This window comes from Marinicella pacifica (assembly GCF_014636635.1).
Lineage (GTDB): Bacteria > Pseudomonadota > Gammaproteobacteria > Xanthomonadales > Marinicellaceae > Marinicella > Marinicella pacifica.
Genome location: NZ_BMEO01000002.1, coordinates 291,095 through 311,462, shown reverse-complemented (window position 1 = coordinate 311,462; position 20,368 = coordinate 291,095). Strand labels below are relative to the sequence as shown.

Annotated in this window: 19 protein-coding genes; 7 read left to right on the top strand and 12 right to left on the bottom strand. The window is 47.1% G+C overall.

Going from position 1 to position 20,368, the window contains the following annotated elements; genetic code table 11:
• Nucleotides 1-100 precede the first annotated feature (100 nt).
• The gene (locus IEV16_RS03450; protein ID WP_188364275.1) at nt 101-4,411 is read left to right on the top strand and encodes a hybrid sensor histidine kinase/response regulator; all 4,311 of its coding nucleotides are present in this window, start codon (nt 101-103) and stop codon (nt 4,409-4,411) included.
• Here the strand turns inward: IEV16_RS03450 and msrC are convergent.
• The 3 genes from msrC to glnA all read right to left on the bottom strand — a co-directional run bounded on the left by msrC (nt 4,408) and on the right by glnA (nt 6,775).
• Nucleotides 4,408-4,866 carry a free L-methionine (R)-S-oxide reductase MsrC gene (gene msrC / locus IEV16_RS03445; RefSeq protein WP_188364274.1) on the bottom strand — a complete coding sequence of 153 codons (459 nt, stop codon included), beginning with the start codon at nt 4,864-4,866 and terminating at the stop codon, nt 4,408-4,410. The genes IEV16_RS03450 and msrC overlap by 4 nt on opposite strands.
• The gene (gene mscL / locus IEV16_RS03440) at nt 4,867-5,271 is read right to left on the bottom strand and encodes a large-conductance mechanosensitive channel protein MscL (protein WP_268234393.1); all 405 of its coding nucleotides are present in this window, start codon (nt 5,269-5,271) and stop codon (nt 4,867-4,869) included.
• A 100-nt stretch (nt 5,272-5,371) separates the two neighbouring features.
• Nucleotides 5,372-6,775: a type I glutamate--ammonia ligase gene (glnA, locus tag IEV16_RS03435; RefSeq protein ID WP_188364273.1), complete on the bottom strand. Its 1,404-nt coding sequence runs from the start codon at nt 6,773-6,775 to the stop codon at nt 5,372-5,374.
• Nucleotides 6,776-6,921: 146 nt separating this feature from the next.
• On the opposite strand from glnA, the gene IEV16_RS03430 reads away from it, so the two are divergent.
• Nucleotides 6,922-8,271 carry a mechanosensitive ion channel family protein gene (locus IEV16_RS03430; protein WP_188364272.1) on the top strand — a complete coding sequence of 450 codons (1,350 nt, stop codon included), beginning with the start codon at nt 6,922-6,924 and terminating at the stop codon, nt 8,269-8,271.
• Here the strand turns inward: IEV16_RS03430 and eno are convergent, their stop codons facing one another.
• The 4 genes from eno to IEV16_RS03410 form a co-directional block, all read right to left on the bottom strand.
• A complete protein-coding gene (gene eno / locus IEV16_RS03425) occupies nt 8,272-9,561 on the bottom strand; it encodes a phosphopyruvate hydratase (RefSeq protein ID WP_188364271.1) in 1,290 nt (429 codons plus the stop codon).
• Complete coding sequence (gene kdsA / locus IEV16_RS03420) at nt 9,548-10,390, bottom strand: 3-deoxy-8-phosphooctulonate synthase (protein ID WP_188364270.1); 843 nt, start codon at nt 10,388-10,390, stop codon at nt 9,548-9,550. The genes eno and kdsA overlap by 14 nt, the downstream gene beginning before the upstream one ends.
• A gap of 8 nt (nt 10,391-10,398) precedes the next feature.
• Entirely contained in the window at nt 10,399-12,030 is a 1,632-nt protein-coding gene (pyrG, locus tag IEV16_RS03415) for a CTP synthase (RefSeq protein WP_188364269.1), read from the bottom strand.
• Nucleotides 12,031-12,219: 189 nt separating this feature from the next.
• Nucleotides 12,220-12,855: an energy transducer TonB gene (locus IEV16_RS03410; protein ID WP_188364268.1), complete on the bottom strand. Its 636-nt coding sequence runs from the start codon at nt 12,853-12,855 to the stop codon at nt 12,220-12,222.
• Between the two features lie 142 nt (nt 12,856-12,997).
• Here IEV16_RS03410 and IEV16_RS03405 point away from each other — a divergent pair, with 142 nt between their 5' ends.
• Nucleotides 12,998-13,537 carry a pseudouridine synthase gene (locus tag IEV16_RS03405; RefSeq protein ID WP_188364267.1) on the top strand — a complete coding sequence of 180 codons (540 nt, stop codon included), beginning with the start codon at nt 12,998-13,000 and terminating at the stop codon, nt 13,535-13,537.
• On the opposite strand, the gene folK is transcribed toward IEV16_RS03405, so the two are convergent.
• Genes folK through ftsB form a run of 5 tightly spaced genes read right to left on the bottom strand, consistent with a single transcriptional unit; the run spans nt 13,534 to nt 15,976 of the window.
• Nucleotides 13,534-14,046: a 2-amino-4-hydroxy-6-hydroxymethyldihydropteridine diphosphokinase gene (folK, locus tag IEV16_RS03400; RefSeq protein ID WP_188364266.1), complete on the bottom strand. Its 513-nt coding sequence runs from the start codon at nt 14,044-14,046 to the stop codon at nt 13,534-13,536. The genes IEV16_RS03405 and folK overlap by 4 nt on opposite strands.
• Nucleotides 14,047-14,071: 25 nt before the next feature.
• Nucleotides 14,072-14,440 carry a SirB2 family protein gene (locus IEV16_RS03395; RefSeq protein ID WP_188364265.1) on the bottom strand — a complete coding sequence of 123 codons (369 nt, stop codon included), beginning with the start codon at nt 14,438-14,440 and terminating at the stop codon, nt 14,072-14,074.
• Between the two features lie 41 nt (nt 14,441-14,481).
• Nucleotides 14,482-14,967: a 2-C-methyl-D-erythritol 2,4-cyclodiphosphate synthase gene (ispF, locus tag IEV16_RS03390; RefSeq protein ID WP_443093939.1), complete on the bottom strand. Its 486-nt coding sequence runs from the start codon at nt 14,965-14,967 to the stop codon at nt 14,482-14,484.
• The gene (locus tag IEV16_RS03385) at nt 14,960-15,685 is read right to left on the bottom strand and encodes an IspD/TarI family cytidylyltransferase (RefSeq protein ID WP_188364264.1); all 726 of its coding nucleotides are present in this window, start codon (nt 15,683-15,685) and stop codon (nt 14,960-14,962) included. The genes ispF and IEV16_RS03385 overlap by 8 nt, the downstream gene beginning before the upstream one ends.
• A gap of 3 nt (nt 15,686-15,688) precedes the next feature.
• A complete protein-coding gene (gene ftsB / locus IEV16_RS03380) occupies nt 15,689-15,976 on the bottom strand; it encodes a cell division protein FtsB (RefSeq protein ID WP_188364263.1) in 288 nt (95 codons plus the stop codon).
• Between the two features lie 148 nt (nt 15,977-16,124).
• Between ftsB and IEV16_RS03375 the strand changes: the two genes are divergently transcribed.
• The 4 genes from IEV16_RS03375 to ypfJ are packed head-to-tail and all read left to right on the top strand — an operon-like array spanning nt 16,125 to nt 20,360.
• Complete coding sequence (locus IEV16_RS03375) at nt 16,125-17,036, top strand: ABC transporter ATP-binding protein (protein ID WP_188364262.1); 912 nt, start codon at nt 16,125-16,127, stop codon at nt 17,034-17,036.
• Nucleotides 17,037-17,044: 8 nt separating this feature from the next.
• Complete coding sequence (locus IEV16_RS03370; RefSeq protein ID WP_188364261.1) at nt 17,045-18,286, top strand: ABC transporter permease; 1,242 nt, start codon at nt 17,045-17,047, stop codon at nt 18,284-18,286.
• Nucleotides 18,283-19,449, top strand: coding sequence for an ABC transporter permease (locus IEV16_RS03365; RefSeq protein WP_188364260.1), 1,167 nt, complete (start codon nt 18,283-18,285; stop codon nt 19,447-19,449). The genes IEV16_RS03370 and IEV16_RS03365 overlap by 4 nt, the downstream gene beginning before the upstream one ends.
• 50 nt (nt 19,450-19,499) lie before the next feature.
• Nucleotides 19,500-20,360 carry a KPN_02809 family neutral zinc metallopeptidase gene (gene ypfJ, locus IEV16_RS03360; protein ID WP_188364259.1) on the top strand — a complete coding sequence of 287 codons (861 nt, stop codon included), beginning with the start codon at nt 19,500-19,502 and terminating at the stop codon, nt 20,358-20,360.
• Nucleotides 20,361-20,368 lie beyond the last annotated feature (8 nt).

The following is a 20,368-nucleotide window of genomic DNA, read 5'->3' as shown; positions in this document are numbered from 1 at the left end:
TTGAATTATATCATGACAGGCTGGTGAATCTTGCTAAGAATATAAGCGAACATTGTCGGTGTCTGTGTTATATTAATTCAGCACTTTTATGGACGTAACTATGGGCAGTTTTTTTAGTTTGACGGTTTTTACATTGGTTCTGTTAGGCTGTTTTCCCGCTTGGGCGACAGCCCGGGACGTGGCCTTCGGCGAAAACAGCAACACCCAGTTTGTCAATGTCATCCATTACGACCAATACAACGGCTTACTCGGACGCAAAGTGACCCAGATAGACCAGGATTCTGAGGGTTATCTTTGGATTGCCACCCACCAGGGACTCAACCGCTTTGACAGTCAAAAATTCATCCATTTTTCGCAGGACAGCTTAGACGCCAACAGTTTACCCAGTAATGAAATTTCTTTGTTTGTTCAGACAACGCAGGATATCTGGATTAGTTTAAACAACGTGGGTTTGGCTCTCTACGAAAAGGCGTCGAATCAATTTAAGCTGATTCCGCAAATTGAATTAGCTGATGCTGACAGTGATCAGGGTATCTTTAAATCCATGGTGTTCGCTCTGGCAGCAGATCACGCGGATAACATGTGGGTTTTTCAGTTTGACGGCGGTATATCAGTATATAATCGTCAAAACCAAAAATTCAGTCATTTGACACCGGAAAACACACCCTGGTTGCAGTCGGTGCGATTTTTTGATGCCAAAACCGCCGCCAACGGTCATATCTGGGCGGTCACCTTAGAAGGCGTGGTCTATGACATTGATCCAAAGACTCATCAGGCGGATATTCATCGTCTTGATATAACCGATCCTTCTGCAAAAGAGGCCCGGATTTACGGCATAAGCCAAAGTTCGGATGGTGAAATTTACCTGGCCGCTTACCGCGGTGTTTACCGGTTTGATGCGCAGCAAAATAAATTTAACCGCATCATCAGGCGTGAACACTTCAGTCTGTTAATGGGTGAGCCCTTAACGGTGCGCAACATCACTGTGGACAGTGCCGGAAGACTGTGGTTGTCAACGGTGAAGGGTCTGGCTCTGTTTAACAACGGTTTGTTGAGCCGCATTCAATTTATCAGTCAGGGTGAAGTGCTGGGTGATGACATCAATATCCGGTCGGTGTATGAGGACAAAGAGCATAATATATGGGTGGCCAGCGATAATATGGGTGTGATGCGCCTGAATCACCGATGGCATGAAACAACCATCAAAAGACCTTTTTCTGAAGATGGATATATTCACATCGATAACTATGTGCACAGTGCGGGAGATTTTGATGACAGCTTCTGGCTTTATGATAGCCGACAGCACAGCCTTACACTCAACCATTATAAAAACGGACGTTTTAAAACCCTCAAAACCTTTGGCGATGATCAGCAGCTTCCCGACCAGATTAATGGACTGTACTTAGACCGGAATTATCGGCTTTGGGTGGTGTCTGCGATGGGACTATACCGCCTCGATCCGGTGACCAAACTTTTTGAGCCGATGGGAGATCACCCCGGTGCAAGGCTGATTTTTGAAATCGGTCATAAGTTGTTTGTTACATTTTATGGCGATAAACAACTGTACCGTTGGTTTGAACAAGATCAAAGCGTTCGGCCTGAAGATGGACAACTGTTTATGAATGACATCCAGAATAACCCGGTGTTTGACCGCCAGGGCCATGTCTGGCTAACCGGAAACAAAGGTTTGGAGGTGTTGGATAAAAACAGCCTGGAACCGATCCGGGTCATCCGGACACAGGAAGGTTTTAATGACATCATGCTGGAACAGGATGTGGTCTGGTTGTTGTCTAACGGCAAAATTCTGCGTTACCGGCTACAGGATAACGAACTTATTCATCAGGACACAAGTCGTCTCAACCAGCTGGTTTCAACCGACGGAATTTATCGCCTGAAAATCATCAATCAGCAGTTATGGCTTACCGGTCAGACTGGTGTTGTGGTCATAAATCCTGATGAAAACCGCATCATTAAACGCTACACCAACACCGACAATCTGCCCGGACGTATGGTTCATAACACCTTTGCCATGCACGACGGCAGCACCATGATGGTGACTGCCAACGGTTTGGTGCATATCAAAGACCCCTCTGCGAACACGTACTCAGAACACCCGGCAACCTTGGTATTAGAACGTATCCGACACAACGGGGAAACGGTTTCGTCATTGTCACAACTGCCTTATAACTATGGGAGTATACAAATTGACTACCAGCTTTTGTCATTTAGTCAGCCGGACAGTCACCGCTATCAATATCGCTTAACCACAGACCAACCCTGGTTAGATGCGGGACATCAAACCAGCCAGAATTTTTATCAGCTGCCGGCTGGTCATTACCGTGTACAAATTCGAGGCAAAAGTCTGAATCAGGATTGGTCAGAGCCGCTTACAATGGCCTTTCAGGTAACCAAAGCGCCCTGGAAAACTGAACGGGCTTATTGGCTTTATGCCGCACTGGCATTCATTTTGGCGGCGGTTTTGTTTTTAATCGCCCGAAAGCGCTGGCAGTACAATCAGGAACTGAATTATGCCAGGGAAAAGCAGACCTTTGTCGAAAACCAACTGACCTTGACCCATTCGCTGGTGCAGTCGGTGGACGTGGAAGAATTATTTGCGCAAATCAAACAACGCCTGGGGCAACACATCCAATGTTCGCGCATCGAAATATGCTATTGGAATAACGACAATAATGACCAGATTTTCAGTGATCCGCATCTCACCGTGGCAGAGAAGAACCGACTGGGCAGTCTGGCACTTTCTTTGTATGAGTCAGAAGAAAAATACCGGCTTGAAACAATTGACGGTAATTATCTGTTGCATGTTTTATTCAGCCATTCTGAACAGCGGTTGGGGTTAATCACTTTTAGCCGACAGGACGGTGCATTTAAGAAAAACAGCATTTCTCTGGCCATGGCGTATGTGGCACAGGCTTCTCTGGCGATTGAAAATGCACGATTGTTTCAGGCAGTGCAGCATCTGGCCGAACAAGCGAAAATCTCAAGCAAAGCCAAAAGTGACTTTCTGGCGCAGGTGTCTCACGAGATTCGCACACCAATGAATGGCATTCTGGGCATGAATCAGTTGCTTTTGGAATCACCGCTCAATGCAGACCAAAGGCTGTATGCCGAAGCGGTGAATGAATCCGGTGAACACTTGCTGGATATCATCAATGACATTCTGGATTTGTCTAAAATTGAAGCCGGTAAACTGATGTTAGAACATAAAGCCTTTGATCTGGTGGAACTGGTGGATGAAATGACCCAGTCTTTTGTTTCAGTCAGCAAAAATAAGCGGCTTGATTTTATCACTTGTCTGGATGCCGAATTACCCGCGCACTGGTTGGGTGACGCCACACGCATTAAACAAATTATCATTAATCTTTTGAGCAATGCCTTTAAGTTTACCCAACAAGGTCAGGTCATGTTCAGTGTTCAGCCCGGTCATCATGCTGATGAGGTTTTAATTGTGGTGAGAGACACCGGAATGGGTATTGAGCAAAGTATGATCAATAATCTGTTTGACCCCTTTGCCCAGGCGGACAGTTCCATCACCCGTAAATACGGTGGTACCGGGCTGGGCTTGAGCATCGTTAAACAATTGTGTGAAAAAATGGCCGGTGATATTCATATTGACAGCCAGCCAAAAAGCGGCACGGAAGTCAGTTGTTTGATTAAGCTGACCCCGAACCCATCAGTTAGCCATGGGCCGGTTGCATCACGCAGCACCGCTTGCGTCATGGCCAATGATTCAGCGGTTAAATCGGCACTGGCCGAATACCTGCTGCGATTGGGTTTACTGGTCAGTTATGACATTGAAGAACCGTTTGATTATTTATTTGTGGTTGATCGCGATGAAACACCCTACCAGGAAGCCATTGGCATTGCTCAACGGGACTTTAGACCGGTTTATCTTGTGAAAAGCCAACTGCAAAACAACCCAAGACATCAAGGCTCTTTTAAAGTGATTAATTGGCCTTTCACTTTTAAACAGTTGACCGATTTAATGCGCGCACCTCAACAACAAATAAAGCCTGAACCCAACCCCATTATAAACGGGCGACCGCTGCATTTGTTGGTGCTGGAGGACAACGCCATTAATCAGCAGCTTTTACTGGAATTGCTGGAAAAAGCCGGTCACATGGTGGATATTTTTGATGACCCGTATCAAGCCCTTAATGCGCTTGACCGGAGTCGTTATGATGCCTTGTTGGTGGACTACCACTTACCCAATATGACGGGCGTAGATTTTGTTTTAGCCGCCCGCGAAATCGGTCATGCCTGCAAAGTGGTGATGATGAGTGCGGATATTTCCGATGAGCTGAAGCGACGCTGTCAACAGCACAACATGGATAAACTGATTATTAAACCCTTTAAAATTGAAGTTTTAATGCGGCTGCTGAATCCGGATTAAGTTTGTGGCGTTATCGCATGCTGATACAATTCGACCACCCGCTCAAAAAAATCAACATCGGCATCCGTAAAACGATTGAAATCAGGGCTGTCCACATCCAAAACGCCGCTTAAGCTTTCTCCATAAAAGGGCACCACCACTTCAGAGCGACTGGCGCTGTCACAATAGATATGACCGCTGAATGTCGACACATCATCCACCCTGAGGGCGGATTTTTTATCAAAGGCGGTTCCGCAAACACCCTGACCAATCGGTAATCGGGTGCAGGCCGGTTGGCCATGAAACGGACCTAAGACCAGCTCGTTGCCTTGTTGATAATAAAAACCCAACCAATTTACTGCGTCCAGATTACGGTATAAAAAAGCCGATAAATTGGCCGCATTGGCCAAAGGGTCGTGTTCCCCTTTGAGCAAGGCGGCCAATTGTTGTATTAATAATTCCTGATTCTTTTCCACTTAATTTTTTTCTTTCAATAAATCTCTGATTTCAGTGAGTAAAAGTTCTTCTTTACTGGGTTCTGGTGGCGCTTCCGGTTTGGCTTCTTCTTTGGCTTTAAGTTTATTCATCACCCGAACCACCATAAATATGGCGAAGGCGATAATCAAAAAATCAATGGTTGTTTGAACAAAAGCACCCCACTGTAATAACACAGGTTCGGTATTTTCAGTGCCTTTTTTAAGAACAATGGCCAGTTCCGAAAAGTCAACACCTCCAATGAGCAACCCCAAAGGCGGCATCAAAACACCATTGACAAAGGCTGAAACAATTTTACCAAAAGCAGCACCAATAATAATACCCACTGCCATATCCATCACATTGCCTTTAACCGCAAATTTCTTAAATTCAGACATCATACCCATAGCATTTCCTCTTTTTATGATTGAAAAAAGCGCCGACTGAAGACAACCGACGCTTTTGATTATAACCAAGCCTTATTAACTTGTGAGAATTTTTATGGGGTTATAATGAATAATACATATCAAATTCGATGGGGTGAGTGCTCATGCGCAACCGTTGTACCTCGCGCATTTTGACCGCGATAAAACCATCAATCACATCATCGCTAAAAACACCGCCGGCTTTCAGAAATTCACGGTCCTGATTGAGGGCTTCCAGCGCCTGATCCAGCGAATGACAGACTGTGGGAATGTCTTTGGCTTCTTCAGGGGGTAAATCATAGAGGTCTTTATCCATCGCCGAACCCGGATCAATTTTGTTTTTGATGCCGTCTAAACCGGCCATCATCATCGCCGCAAACATTAAATACGGATTGGCCATGGGATCGCCAAAGCGCACTTCAATGCGCCGACCTTTGGGGTTGTTGATAAAGGGAATTCGCACAGAGGCTGAACGATTTTTGGCAGAATAAGCCAACATCACCGGGGCTTCAAAACCAGGCACCAGACGTTTATAGGAATTGGTGGATGGGTTGGCAAAGGCATTGATGGCGCGCGCGTGTTTAAAAATACCGCCGATGTAGTACAAAGCGGTTTGCGACAAACCGCCATAACCTTCACCGGTGAAAAGGTTGACACCGTCTTTCATCAGTGATTGGTGGACATGCATGCCGCTGCCGTTGTCGCCGATGATGGGTTTTGGCATGAACGTGGCCGTATAACCGTAATCATGGGCCACATTATGAACCACATATTTCATCATCAGAACTTCGTCTGCTTTTTTTACCAGGGTGTTAAAGCGCATCCCGATTTCACACTGGCCGGGTCCGCCCACCTCGTGGTGATGAACTTCCACTTCAAGACCGATGTCTTCCATCACTTTACACATCGCTGAGCGCAAATCGTTCAAACTGTCCACCGGTTGCACCGGAAAATAGCCGCCTTTATGGCGGGGGCGGTGACCCATATTTTCACGCGCATCGGTGGCGGTATCCCAGTGGCCTTCACGGGAATACACTTCAAAATTCATTTTATTGGGTTCGGTGTTCCAGCTGATGCCGTCAAACACAAAAAACTCAGGCTCAGGACCAAAAAAAGCTTCATCGGCAATACCCGATTGTTGCAGATAGGCTTCTGCACGCTTGGCGATTGAGCGCGGATCGCGTTCGTAACCCTGCATGGTGTTGGGTTCTAAAATGTCGCAACGCACCACCAGCGTCGGGAACTGACTGAACGGATCCACAAAAGCACTGTCTTCAACGGGCATCAGCACCATATCCGATTCATTGATGCCTTTCCAGCCGGCAATGGAAGAGCCGTCAAACATTTTACCGTCTTCAAACAAATCCTCGTCCACTTGTGAGATCGGTAAGGTCACATGATGTTCCTTGCCAATGGTGTCACAAAACCGCAAATCAACAAAGTCAATGGCGTGCTCTTTTATTAAATCAAAAATTTTATCGCTCATGGTTTGGCCTGTATTGAAAGTCAAGTATTGTAAGGGATTGGCAGTAAAAATAACACTGAATTCCCGGTCATTTCACAGTCTTAGAGCGGCCTAATTTATGTCTTTGATTGTGCTAAAATAAAAACACTTTTGCATGCGATGGTCTTATGACAAAACCCAACAATACTTTGTGGCTGGTACTGTTTTTATATTCTTTTTCGGTGTTTGCGCAATCAAATCAGTCCGATCAACCCATGCAGGACAGCAGCCAAACCATCGATGTCAAAGACACCGTACAGGATCAGGCCATCGCCCACCGTTTACAGCGTATCCTGGACAGTTCGGGCCGATTTAATGAGATTGATGTTGAGGTTGAAGAGGGTATTGTATTCTTAAAAGGTGAAACCCATTCATCTGAATATAAAACCTGGGCAGAACACCTGGCCCAGCGTACCGAGGGCGTGATTGCGGTCATTAATCAACTGCGCTTATCCACGACGTCAAACTGGAGTTTTCAGCCGGCGGTGGATGAAACCATCAATTTATACCATGATTTTGTCCGCACCATCCCCAAAATTATGATTGCTCTGGTGTTGTTAATCATCACCTGGCTGGTGGCAAAATCGGCGTTTCAAGTGGCCAGTCGATTATTTCGCCAGCGCATCAAAAACCCTTTTGTCATGCGCTTATCGGCACGACTGGCGGCGCTGCCGGTGGTGGTCATCGGTCTCTATCTGGTTTTGCAGGTCACCGGTTTGACTAAACTCGCGCTGACCCTGCTCGGTGGGACCGGTTTAATGGGCATTATTATTGGTCTGGCTTTTCGCGACATTGCCGAAAACTTTCTCGCCAGTGTGCTCATCAGCGTGCAGCGTCCGTTTAAAATCAACGATTACATTAAAGTCAATGACACCGAGGGTGTGGTGCAAAGCGTTACCACCCGCGGCACTGTGATTATGACCCTGGATGGCAATCATATTCACATCCCCAACGCCACCATTTACAAAAACACCATCATTAATGTCACCGCCAATCCCAAAATCAGACAACAGTTCACGGTCGGTATTGGTTATGATGACGGTATTGCGAAGGCTCAGCAGATTGCCACAGAAACCATGGCTGCTCACCCGGCGGTGCTCGATGACCCGCCGCCTCAGGTACTGGTGGATAACCTGGGCGCGGCCACCGTGAATTTAGAGGTTTATTTTTGGGTGGATGGGGTCAAAAACAGTACCAGTAAAGTGAAATCTGCGGTGATTCGACTGGTCAAGCGCGCTTTTGATGAGGCCGGCATCAGCATGCCCGACGAAGCCCGCGAAGTGGTGTTTCCAGAAGGCATTCGTCTGTTGACTGAAGACAGCCCGGTATCTGAAAAAGTAGAAAAAATCCCCCACGAACCGGCCCTAAGTGATGCCGAAGAAAATCTCAGCAATGAAGAAGTGGCCACCATTCAGCAACAGGCTGAACAGCACCAGCTCAGTGAGCAAAGTCAGAATCTCATCAAAGACGACGGCTGATTAAAATAAATTGAGCAGGTTAAAAGCGTGGCGACCGGCAAAATGTGCGTTCGTGCCCAAGCATTCTTCAATGCGTAACAGCTGGTTGTATTTCGCCATGCGATCAGAACGACACAAGGATCCGGTTTTAATCTGGGTGGCAGAGGTGGCCACCGCTAAATCAGCGATGGTGGCATCTTCGGTTTCCCCGGAGCGGTGTGACACCACGGCGGTGTAACCGGATTTTCTGGCCAGTTCGATGGCTTCTAAGGTTTCAGTTAAGGTGCCGATTTGATTGAGTTTAATCAGAATCGAATTGGCAATCTTTCGATCAATACCTTGCTGAAATATCCGCGGATTGGTGACAAACAAATCATCGCCCACCAATTGGATTTTATCGCCCAGCTGTTCAGTCATATACTGCCAGCCATCCCAGTCGGCTTCATCTAATCCATCTTCGATGCTAATCATGGGATATTGACGCACCCAATCCGCCAAAAAGTTGGTCATCTGTTCGGACGATAACTGTTTGTTTTCACCGGCCAGATGGTACAGACCATCGCGATAAAATTCGGAACTGGCGACATCCAGACCCAAATACACATCTTTGCCTGCTTTGTAACCGGCCTGTTCGATGGCTGTCAGAATCACCTCAACCGCAGCCACATTGGAAGCCAGATTTGGCGCAAAACCACCTTCATCGCCAACCGCGGTGGACAACCCTTGTTTTTTTAACACAGATTTCAGGGCATGAAAAATCTCGGTGCCGGCACGTAAACTTTCAGCAAAAGAATCAAAGCCGGTGGGTAACACCATAAATTCCTGCACATCGACATTATTATCGGCATGGGCACCGCCGTTGATAATATTCATCATCGGCAGCGGTAATTGAAAATCATCCACCGTGGCAATGCTCTTAAATAAAGGCTGTTGCTCTTCAGCCGCCACCGCATGGGCATAGGCTAAGGACACACCCAATAAGGCATTGGCACCGAGTTTGCTTTTATTGTCAGTCCCGTCTAAATCCAGTAAGGTTCGGTCTAACCGTGCTTGACTGTCAAATTCTTGACCCTCACAAGCCGCTGCAATGGTTTGATTGACATTGTTGACCGCTTTTTGCACACCTTTACCCAAATAACGGCTTTTATCGCCATCGCGTAATTCGATGGCTTCTCGGGCACCGGTGGATGCCCCCGAAGGCACCATGGCGCGACCAAAAGCCCCTGATTGTAAGGTGATGTCACATTCTAAGGTTGGGTTGCCACGTGAATCCAACACTTCACGCGCATGAATATGTTTAATGCCAGTCATCAGTTTCCTCCGCAAACGGTTGGCTCTTGACCGTTTCATCAATTCTTTTTAAGGTGGTTAATAAGGCTTTCATTTGTGACAAGCGCACCGCATTGGGGCCGTCACTTTTGGCTTCTTCGGGTTTCGGGTGGGTTTCCATAAACAGACCTGAAATCCCTGCAGCGGTGGCGGCTCGCGCCAGCACCGGAATATGTTCTCTTTGACCGCCTGAAGTGCCGCCTTGGCCACCGGGTAATTGGACTGAATGGGTGGCGTCAAACACCACGGGACACTCGGTTTCACGCATCACCGCCAGTGAACGCATATCCGAAACCAGGTTGTTGTAACCAAAACTGGCACCACGCTCGCACACCATAATCTGTTCGTTACCGGTGGAACGGGCTTTTTCAATCACATTTTTCATGTCCCAGGGTGCCATAAACTGGCCTTTTTTCAGGTTCACCGGTTTACCGGCGGCACAGACCCTGAGAATAAAGTTGGTCTGCCGCACCAAAAAAGCCGGCGTTTGCAGGATATCCACCACATCCGCCACCTCATCAATGGGACTGTCGTCATGGACATCGGTAATCACCGGGACACCGATTTGTTTCTGGACTTCAGATAAAATATTCAGGCCTTCTTCCATGCCCAAACCGCGAAAAGAGTCTAATGATGTGCGGTTGGCCTTGTCATAGGAGGATTTAAAGACAAAGGGAATACCGAGTTCATCGGTGATTTCCTTTAAGTGACCGGCGGTGTCGATGGCCAGTTGCATGGATTCAATCACACAGGGCCCGGCGAGCAGAAAAAAGGGTTGGTCCAATCCGGCTTCAAAGTGACATATTTTCATAATTTGCCTTATGTTGTTTTTTTATAGTTTAACGCAGCTTCAATGTAATGGCTAAATAAAGGATGGCCATCACGCGGTGTTGAGTTAAATTCGGGATGAAACTGGCAGGCTAAAAACCACGGGTGGTCTTCTAATTCAACAATTTCAACCAACTGGCCATCGGCCGAGTGACCTGAAAAAACCAGTCCGGCTTCAGCCAATTGCTCACGGTAATGGTTATTAAATTCATAACGATGCCGATGCCGCTCACTAATCACATCTTGTCCATACACGTTAGCCGCCAGGCTGTCCGCTGACAACTTCGTGTCCTGTGCCCCTAAACGCATGGTGCCGCCTAAATCAGAATGGGCATCCCGGTATTCCTTTTGACCCTGGGCATCCATCCACTCTGTGATTAAACCAATCACCGGATGCGGGGTTTCAGGATTATTTTCCGTGGTATTGGCGTTATCCAGGCCGCATACATTGCGGGCAAAATCAATCACCGCGGCATGCATGCCGTAACAAATACCTAAATAAGGAATCTTTCGTGATCGTGCCTGGCCCACCGCCCAGATTTTGCCTTCAAAACCCCGGTTACCAAAGCCACCGGGTACTAAAATGGCATCCAGTCCATCCAATAAAACGGGATCCGGATTGTTCTCAAGTTCCTCTGAATCAATGTGCTTGATATTGACTTTGGCTGATTTGCGAATACCGGCATGGCGCAGGGCTTCGTTCAATGACTTATAGGCATCGCTGTGCTCCAAATATTTACCCACCATGCCGATGGTCACTTCATGTTCGGTGTTGGCTTCAGCCGCCACCACACGCCGCCACTCGGATAAATCGATGTCGCCACATTGTAAAGACAACCGTTTCACCACCAGCTGATCAAAACCTTCTTTATGCAATTCTTCGGGGATTTGATAAATATTGCCACAATCAAGGACCGGAATCACGGCCTCGGATTTGACATTGGTAAACAGGGCAATTTTGTCTTGTTCAGACTGCGGGATACTGTGCTCACTGCGACACAACAGGATATCCGGTTGAATACCGATTGAGCGCAATTCTTTCACCGAATGCTGCGTCGGTTTGGTTTTTAATTCACCGGCGGCGCTGATATACGGCACCAAAGTTAAATGCACAAACAAGGTGTTTTCAGGGCCTTCTTCAACACCCATCTGGCGAATCGCTTCCATAAAAGGCAGAGATTCAATGTCTCCCACGGTACCGCCAATTTCCACCATAATGACATCGAAGCCTTCAGCGGCTAAGCGGACTTTTTCCTTGATTTCATCGGTGATGTGCGGAATCACTTGCACCGTACCACCGAGGTAATCACCACGGCGTTCTTTGCGAATGACGTTCTCGTAAATTTGGCCGGTGGTGTAATTATTGTGGCGTGACATCCTGGTGCGCACAAAACGCTCATAATGACCCAAATCCAGATCAGTCTCGGCACCATCCTCGGTGACAAATACCTCGCCGTGTTGAAACGGACTCATGGTACCAGGATCTACATTAATATAAGGATCGAGCTTCATCAGCGTGACTTTGAGTCCACGGGCTTCTAACAAAGAGGCCAGCGAAGCCGCAGCAATTCCTTTCCCCAATGACGACACCACGCCACCGGTCACAAATACATACTTAGCCATAACGGTTAATTTCAGAAATGTACATTGAATGAATGTTGCCCACTTTTAACCGAACACACGAAAAGAAAAGTGAACACCAGAAAGGACGTGTATTATAACTTATCAGAACCGCTAAAAGAAAGTTTAACGGCCGATAATGACGCCATCAGCACACCAAATGTGTTACAACTTGGTGTGCTGATGGTTTTTTTATTGATCCAACGTAAATTCGATTTTTTGCACGACTTTATAGGGAACGATTTTGCCATCCACTTTTTTGGGGTGGAAGGTCCATTTATAGACGGCTTTTTTGGCGGCTTGCTCGAACATACCACGTGGATCCGCGCCAAGCACAGAAACACCGGTCACGCGGCCATCGGTACCGACGCTGATCATTACTTCCACCCAGCCTTCAGCCTGACTGCGCATGGCTTTGGGTGGATACATGGGGGCAAAACCTGATTTCAGTCCGCCATTCTCGTGACTGACGACACCCAGATCATGGCCTAATCCGGTGTGCGTAAAATCCTTGTAAAGCTCAATGCTTTTAGTGTCCATTTTTCCCGGCGTTACCCGTGGCACATCACTGTCATCGGTGGTAACATCCAGAGATGGCATGGCCGGTGGTGTAACGGTTTTTTCCATTTCAGGTGGAATCGGTCGATCCGGTGTATGTGGCTTAATGACTTCAGGTGAGCTTTTGACAAAATTAAAGGCGATGTTGGTATCAGAAGCGTTCGATTTGAATTCAGCTGGCGTTAAAAAACTCAGCATCAATAAGAATAAGCCAATGGCAACGATAAATCCCAGAAAACCGGATAAGGTGGAGCGAATCATGGTCTGCATAGTCTGTCCTCTTTCAAGTAAAACCCCCGCTTTCATCACAGCTAAATAACCGCCGTTATAATTTGTGACCCCCGGTTTTTAATTTGGTTTAATAAAATTATTAATTCGGGTAAAGTAAAGTCATCTTGAAAACACACGCTAAATGTCTGAGATTATTGTTTTTAATAAACCCTATCAGGTGATGTCACAATTCACCGACAGCCAAAATCGGACCCATTTAGGTGACTATATCGACCAACCCGGATTCTATCCGGCCGGCCGTCTGGACTATGATTCAGAAGGTTTAATGCTGCTTACGGATGACGGCAAACTTCAACAAAAAATCAGCGGTTCGGGTTGGCACAAAACCTATCTGATTCAGGTCGAAGGCATCCTCAAAACCAAAGAATTACAGCGATTAAGGACAGGCATCACGATTAAAGACTATCAGGCCAAAGCCGTGGAAGTGGCGGTAATGGCGAAAAAACCCGGCTGGCTATGGCCGCGCACTCCACCGGTGCGCTTCCGCAAAAAAATACCCACCAGCTGGCTCACAATCACCTTAAATCAGGGAAAAAACCGACAGGTTCGACATATGCTGGCAGCCGTTCACTTACCCGTATTACGGTTAATTCGGATTAAAATTGGCGATATTGAAATGGCCGGTTTAAAACCGGGTGAGTGGCAAATGCAAACTGTTTAATTAAACCAATTTTGGCTATTAACTAACGTGATTGTTGCTGACTCTGAGGCATCAAGCTGTTGCCAGATATCCGCAACTTTTTGTCCCGTTTCGGGATGTATAAGCTCAGGTACTAGGTCACTTAAAGGCTTGAGCACATACGCCCGTTTGATTAATTCCGGTCGAGGCAAACGTAGGTTTTTATGCTTTAAGATAAACGTACCGGCCAACAATATATCCATATCCAAAGTGCGATTGGAAAAACGGCTTTGGTTTCGGATGCGACCACAGGCATATTCCAATTCTCGCAACCATTTTTTGAGTGCTGTTGGCGAAAAAGCACTGTCAAAGGCCACCACCATATTGTAAAAATCCGGGCCGTTAAAGCCATAGGCCGGTGATTGATAAACCGGTGAACAATCGACTGTCCGGAATGAAGCTTTTAAAAATTGAATCGCACAAGTCAGGTGCGCGCAGCGATTCAGGTTACTGCCCAGTGATACATAATAACGAATGCGTTGTCTATTCACCGGACCATTATTTCCATGTGCTTAATTACAAGAAAAAGGTCGGATTTTTGGTCACGGCCACGGCAGCAATGTAGATAAAGGTGAGGGTCGCCAACAAATAACCAACCCAGCGCATTTGACCATGACCACGCATGGCTAAAACACCAAAACCCACATAGAAAAACAACGCCACAATTTTAGTGGTTAACCAGGGTGAATTACCCAAAGTAAAGCCAACGATAACCGCCACCGTAATACCGGTCGCCAGTAACAAGGTATCAATCACATGCGGGGCTATTTTATAAAATTTTCCCGGTTTTCGGGCTTTGACCGCAAAGGCCCAATAGCGGAATTGAAAGAGTAAGATGCTGATAACAGCCAATAAAGCATGGGAATGTTTTAAAGCCGGATACATGATATTTCCTTATTTAATAGACAGGCGATATCTTATCAGAACTAATCGACGGTTGTCAGTAAACAGATGGCTTGCGCGGCCATGCCCTCCTTACGTCCGACAAAACCTAATTTTTCGGTGGTGGTGGCTTTGACGCTGATTTGATTGCCTTTAATATTCAGAATTTCAGCCAATTTTTCCTGAATGGCTTTTTTATGCGGCCCAATCTTCGGCTGTTCGGCCATGATGACCGCATCAATATTGCCAATTTGATAGCCGGCTTGCGTCATGAGCTGTTGACAATGTCTCAGAAAGTCGGCGCTGTCGCAATCCGCCCATTGCGGATCACTCGGCGGGAAATGATCGCCGATGTCACCCAAAGCCAGGGCCCCCAAGAGGGCATCGCAGATGGCATGAATCAGTACATCACCGTCAGAATGAGCGACAAAACCACGGTCAAACGGAATGCGGACATTCCCCAACATCAAGTGGTCTCCGTCACCAAAAGCATGCACATCAAAACCCAAACCCACACGCATATCAATCATCTCCTTTAGTCATTTTGTTGCTCAGAAAAGACTCAACCTGAGGTAGTTGTTCAGCCCGGGTCAGTTTAATGTTTCCGGCATCGCCTTCGACCATAAGCGGCTGCTCACCCATGGCTTCCATCGCTGAAGATTCATCGGTGATGGTCGTTCCTTGTTCATCCGCTTCCAACAAAGCCGCCAATAAGTCGCCCAAGGGAAACATCTGCGGAGTTAACGCAGCAAACATCTGATCCCGGCAGATGGTTTTATCGACCTGAAATCCATCCCGTGAAAACTTTAGCGTGTCGTGAATGGTGTTGACCAGAAGGCCACCTCGGTTTTTCGACACACACACATCAATCAGGGCTTGAATGTCTTTCTCCAAAACACAACAGCGCGCCGCATCATGCACCAGCGCCCAGTCAGCCTCATCGGCACCGGCTTGTTGTAAAGCCTGTAATCCAAGGCGCACTGATTCGGCCCGGCTTAATCCGCCAACAGTCAATGTTAAACCAAAAGGCGCGGCAAGATTTAGCCGTTTAATGATGGTGTCATCAGCGCTGTGGGTAATCACCGCAGAGGCTAAGGGCAGATTTTGAAAAGCAGCCAGGCTGTGTTCCAGAACCGTCTGCCCGGCAATCGACACATATTGCTTGGGTATTGTCAAAGACTTCATGCCGGCGGCAAAACGCTGACCACTTCCGGCAGCCAATAACAGTAAATGTATTCGCTGCGACATACGTTAATTCTGATCTTCCGGCGGATTTACCACCTGAATAAAAGTTTCTCCATCCTTGACCATGCCCAGTTCCGAACGGGCCCGTTCTTCGATCGCTTCCAGCCCGGTTTTTAAACTCGCGACTTCGGCTTCCAGACGGTCATTGCGCCGCTTTAACTCATTAATCTGTGCCTCTTGCGCATCCAATTGCTGCTGTTTTTGCTTTAAATCCTGCCGCCCACCGTCACCAAACTGCCACTGCCACAGCGCCAGAATTAATAACACGAATAACACCCCATTCAGCCACTTCACCGTTTGTCCGTTCGAATTGAATCAGCGCTTATTGTACCAGTTTTAAGCGCCAAGCATGTCAACCAGCGGCATTTATGACCAATGTCACATTGTTCGGTCCTACAATATTGTGATACCATGATTTTAAAATAAGAATCGGGGATGCCACGTGTTGCGCGTTGTTCAAATTTCTAAGCATTTTGGTCAAATTAAGGCCGTTAATCAGGTTTCATTTGAGGTTAAAGCCGGTGAGATTTATGGTTTGCTGGGACCCAATGGTGCCGGAAAATCCACCACCATTCGTTGTTTATCGGGTTTAACGGTGCCGGATGAAGGTGAGTGTTTGATTAACGGTTATTCGATTCACAGCGAACCGATTAAAGCCAAACAGCATTTGGGCCTGGTGCCGCAGGATTTGGCTTTGTATCAGGATTTATCGGCGCATGAAAATTTACAATTTTGGGGCCGTGCCTACGGCTTATCAGGACAGGTCCTAAAAGAACGTCAAGCAACGGTACTTGAACAGGTTGGATTGGATAAACGGGCCAAAGAACCGGTGAAAAATTTTTCCGGCGGTATGAAACGGCGTTTAAATTTTGCCTGTGGCATGATTCATCAACCCAAAGCCCTGTTATTGGATGAACCCACCGTGGGTGTTGACCCACAGTCCCGGGAGCATTTACTCAACGCCATTGAATCGCTTAAACAACAAGGTACCGCTGTACTCTACACCACACACTACATGCAGGAAGCCGAACGATTATGTGATCGGGTGGGTATTATTGATCAGGGTAAAATTATTGCGCAAGGCAGCGTCGCGGAACTCAGAAAACAAATGGATGAAAAGGATTTAATTACCCTGGAAGGTCAATTTGATGAAGCGGATAAAACCAAAGTGGCTGATTTTGAGGTGATTGAATGTTCTCCCCAGCAGATGCGGCTGATGGCCGTCAATGCGTCGGGACATTTGTCGGAGTTACTTGCCCGTTTTCAACCACAGCAGATTCATCAGGCTTCGGTGCAACAGGCCAATCTGGAAAGTCTGTTTATAAAACTCACAGGCCGTGAACTGCGCGATTAAAACCATCGATGTTATCTTTATCTCAATTAATCGCGAAAATCAGACTGCAATCGGTGCTGCGTGAAAAATGGGGGCTGTTTTCCTGGCTGACCATTCCCATCATCATTGTTTTTTTGATGAGTTTTATCACCGGTGGCGGCAGTCAGGATGAGTCGCGCGGCACATTACTGGTCACTGATTTAGATGATTCGTTTGTCTCAAATTTACTCGTCAACAGTTTATCTCAAGGTGAGCTGTCCGGTTGGATTGGTATTAAAAAAGCCGACACTAAAGAAGCGCAAGACATCATGCAAGCCGGCGATGCCAGTGCCTGGCTGACCATTCAGGCCGATTTTGCCGACGACTTCCTGAATCAACAACCCACTCAACTAAGTCTGGTTAAAAATCCGGCCCAAACAGTGATTCCCGACCTGATTGAATCGGCTTTATTATTATTCACGGATGCCGGCGGCTATATCCAGCAATTATTCAGTGATGAACTCGCCACCATCGCCGCCATTAACAGCAATAATGACTTATCCGATCTTGAATTCACCGCCTTGAGTCTGTCGATTCGTGATCGCATTGATGTGTTTGCCGATAATTTAGACCCGCTGTTGATTGAATTAAAAGAACGCCAAACAGAACAAGAAACTAATTCGCCTTCGGTGAATTTTGGATTACTGATGTTTCCTGGCGCCATTATGATGGCTTTGCTGTTTAGTATCAGCTCATTGGCCATGTTGATCTGGGCGGATTTACAATCAGGTGTTCTGACTCGGCTGAGTGCTTCTTCACGCGGCTTAAGCGCTTATTTTCTCGGCCAGCAATGGGCTGTTTTGGCTATTTTTAGTGGTGTTGTGTTGTTGTTAACGGTGTTAGGCGGTCTGTATTTTGGTTTACCTGTGCAGCAATGGCCGCTGTTGATTATCGGCCTGGTCATCAGCGGATTTGTGATGTGGCAAATTCTGTTATCGCTGGTACTTTTGATGCCAACACAACGTTCGGCCAATATCGTGGTCAACGCAGCCATATTCCCTATTTTAATGTTGGGTGGTAGTTTTTTCCCCATGGAAGCTTTACCGGACTGGCTGGCACAAATTGGCTTGTATTTCCCCAATGGCTACTTCCTGCAGGCCATCAAAGATGCGCTATTTAATCAAAACAATTATTTAATGACAGCGGGTCTGATAGCTGCTGGTACGATTGTGCTGTTTTGGCTGATAAACCGGGCTTTATTAAACCGTTTAACGAGGCGAAATAACGCATGAAAAACATCCGATTTATTGCCGTTCAGGACCTGATGGTCACACTTAAAGACAAAATTGTTTTGATGTGGCTGTTTATAATGCCCATCGTGTTTTTTGCTTTTATCGGCTCCACCACCGGGGGTTTAAGTGGTGGTCAAAATACGGTTAAAACCTTGGCAGTTTGGTATGCCGGTGACACCCAGGACCCGGTTTATGAACAATTAAGTACTTACCTGCAAGACAATAATTTTGCCCTGCGACTGTTTAACGATCAACAGACTTTATACAAGGATAAATGGACTTTTGAAGACTATAACCGCCAGCTCTGGATACCGGAAAATCCGGCCCATTCACTGTTAAATAACCGGGCGGTCGAAATCACTTATCGGTTTTCCGGTGGCGGTATGGACAGTGATTATCAGGTTTTTAAACTCTATAAATCAGTCTATAAGACACTGGCTGACACCATCGTCTTGCGCAGTAATCATCCGCAACAGGCTGCGCTGTTGGACTTTTCGGTTCTGGATGACCGCATTAAAGCCATTAACCTCGAAGTCAGTTCTGCGGGTGAACCAAGAATTATTCCCAATGGTTACAAGCAAGCGGTGCCGGGTATTTTGGTCATGTTTGTCATGATGATTGCCCTGACCAGTGGCGCCATCACCCTCTTATTGGAGCGGCAAAGCGGTGCCCTGGAGCGTCTGGCGGCGGCACCGGTTAAACGCAGTCATCTGATTATCGGTAAATGTGTGGGCAAATGGCTGTTGACCACCTGTCAGTTGATTTACGGCATGATCATCGGCAGTGTCCTGTTTTCCATCAGCTGGGGACCCCACTGGCATTGGGTGTTTATACTGCTGTTGATGTGGGCCGGTGCCTGCGCCGGACTGGCAGTTCTTTTGGGCTCATGGGGTAACAGCGAATCCCAGGTCAGCGGCATTGCTGTTATAGGCTCTTTATTGTTGGCGGCTTTGGGTGGCTGTTGGTGGCCGATTGAGGTGGCACCGGTCTGGATGCAGCAATTGGCCATGTTCCTGCCCACCGGCTGGGTGATGGATGCCTTACATCGCTTAATGTATTTCGGTGACAGCCTGAGCGATGTCAGCAACCATCTGATTGGACTATTTATCTTAATGCTGCTGGCTTTGACCTGGTCCTATCAAAAATTTAAATTCTCCGACTAAAATATTATTAGACTTTCCGCTATAATTGATTTTTTCAATTAACTAATCTTATGCGCTGGAAAAACAAAAGAAGGAGTCAACGGATTGATGACCGTCGCGGTCGCGGTATCGCCAAAGGTGGCGCTAAATTGTCAGGCGGTGTGGTTATCATCGCCATTATCATTGCCGTTATTACTGGTCAAAATCCATTAACACTCTTAGGCGGCATGATGCAACAAGACGGCGGCCAAAGTCAGCAGGTTGAAATTCCACAGCGACAATCACCGGCTCAACAACAGCACGCTGATTTTAGTTCTGTTATTCTGGCCTCCACCGAAGATGTTTGGTCGGCAATTTTTCAACAACAAGGCCAACAATACCCGGCACCGACCATGGTTTTGTTCGATGGTCGGGTTCAGTCGGCCTGTGGCGTTAATTCTGAGGCTGTCGGCCCCTTTTATTGTCCTGCGGATCAAAAAGTTTATTTGTCTTTAAGTTTCTTTAAACAACTTGAACAATTGGGTGCACCGGGCGATTTTGCCCGCGCTTACGTCATCGGACACGAAGTGGGTCATCACATCCAGAATATCACCGGTACCGAACGCCAGGTGCGTCAATGGCAACAACAGGCCTCATCCACGTCGCAAGTGAATCAGCTTTCGGTGCTGATGGAATTACAGGCCGACTGCTATGCCGGGGTCTGGGCGCACCATGCCAACAAACAACAAAACATGCTGGAACCGGGTGATGTGGAAGAAGGCCTGCAAGCCGCAGCGTCCATCGGTGATGACAGTTTACAAAAACGTGCCGGTCGTCGTATCAATGTGGAAGCCTTCACCCACGGCTCATCGCAACAGCGGGTTAAGTGGTTAAACACGGGTTTGCAAAGCGGTCGCTATGAGGCCTGTAACACGTTTCAGCAAGGCGCTTAAAACAATAA

What these genes read in the sequence shown, in the direction of transcription:
- IEV16_RS03450 (WP_188364275.1), top strand. Translation starts at nt 101, where the DNA reads ATGGGCAGTTTTTTTAGTTTGACGGTTTTTACATTGGTTCTGTTAGGC.
- mscL (WP_268234393.1), bottom strand. Translation starts at nt 5,271, where the DNA reads ATGGGTATGATGTCTGAATTTAAGAAATTTGCGGTTAAAGGCAATGTG.
- glnA (WP_188364273.1), bottom strand. Translation starts at nt 6,775, where the DNA reads ATGAGCGATAAAATTTTTGATTTAATAAAAGAGCACGCCATTGACTTT.
- IEV16_RS03430 (WP_188364272.1), top strand. Translation starts at nt 6,922, where the DNA reads ATGACAAAACCCAACAATACTTTGTGGCTGGTACTGTTTTTATATTCT.
- eno (WP_188364271.1), bottom strand. Translation starts at nt 9,561, where the DNA reads ATGACTGGCATTAAACATATTCATGCGCGTGAAGTGTTGGATTCACGT.
- kdsA (WP_188364270.1), bottom strand. Translation starts at nt 10,390, where the DNA reads ATGAAAATATGTCACTTTGAAGCCGGATTGGACCAACCCTTTTTTCTG.
- pyrG (WP_188364269.1), bottom strand. Translation starts at nt 12,030, where the DNA reads ATGGCTAAGTATGTATTTGTGACCGGTGGCGTGGTGTCGTCATTGGGG.
- IEV16_RS03410 (WP_188364268.1), bottom strand. Translation starts at nt 12,855, where the DNA reads ATGCAGACCATGATTCGCTCCACCTTATCCGGTTTTCTGGGATTTATC.
- IEV16_RS03405 (WP_188364267.1), top strand. Translation starts at nt 12,998, where the DNA reads ATGTCTGAGATTATTGTTTTTAATAAACCCTATCAGGTGATGTCACAA.
- IEV16_RS03395 (WP_188364265.1), bottom strand. Translation starts at nt 14,440, where the DNA reads ATGTATCCGGCTTTAAAACATTCCCATGCTTTATTGGCTGTTATCAGC.
- ispF (WP_443093939.1), bottom strand. Translation starts at nt 14,967, where the DNA reads ATGATTGATATGCGTGTGGGTTTGGGTTTTGATGTGCATGCTTTTGGT.
- IEV16_RS03385 (WP_188364264.1), bottom strand. Translation starts at nt 15,685, where the DNA reads ATGTCGCAGCGAATACATTTACTGTTATTGGCTGCCGGAAGTGGTCAG.
- IEV16_RS03370 (WP_188364261.1), top strand. Translation starts at nt 17,045, where the DNA reads ATGTTATCTTTATCTCAATTAATCGCGAAAATCAGACTGCAATCGGTG.
- IEV16_RS03365 (WP_188364260.1), top strand. Translation starts at nt 18,283, where the DNA reads ATGAAAAACATCCGATTTATTGCCGTTCAGGACCTGATGGTCACACTT.
- ypfJ (WP_188364259.1), top strand. Translation starts at nt 19,500, where the DNA reads ATGCGCTGGAAAAACAAAAGAAGGAGTCAACGGATTGATGACCGTCGC.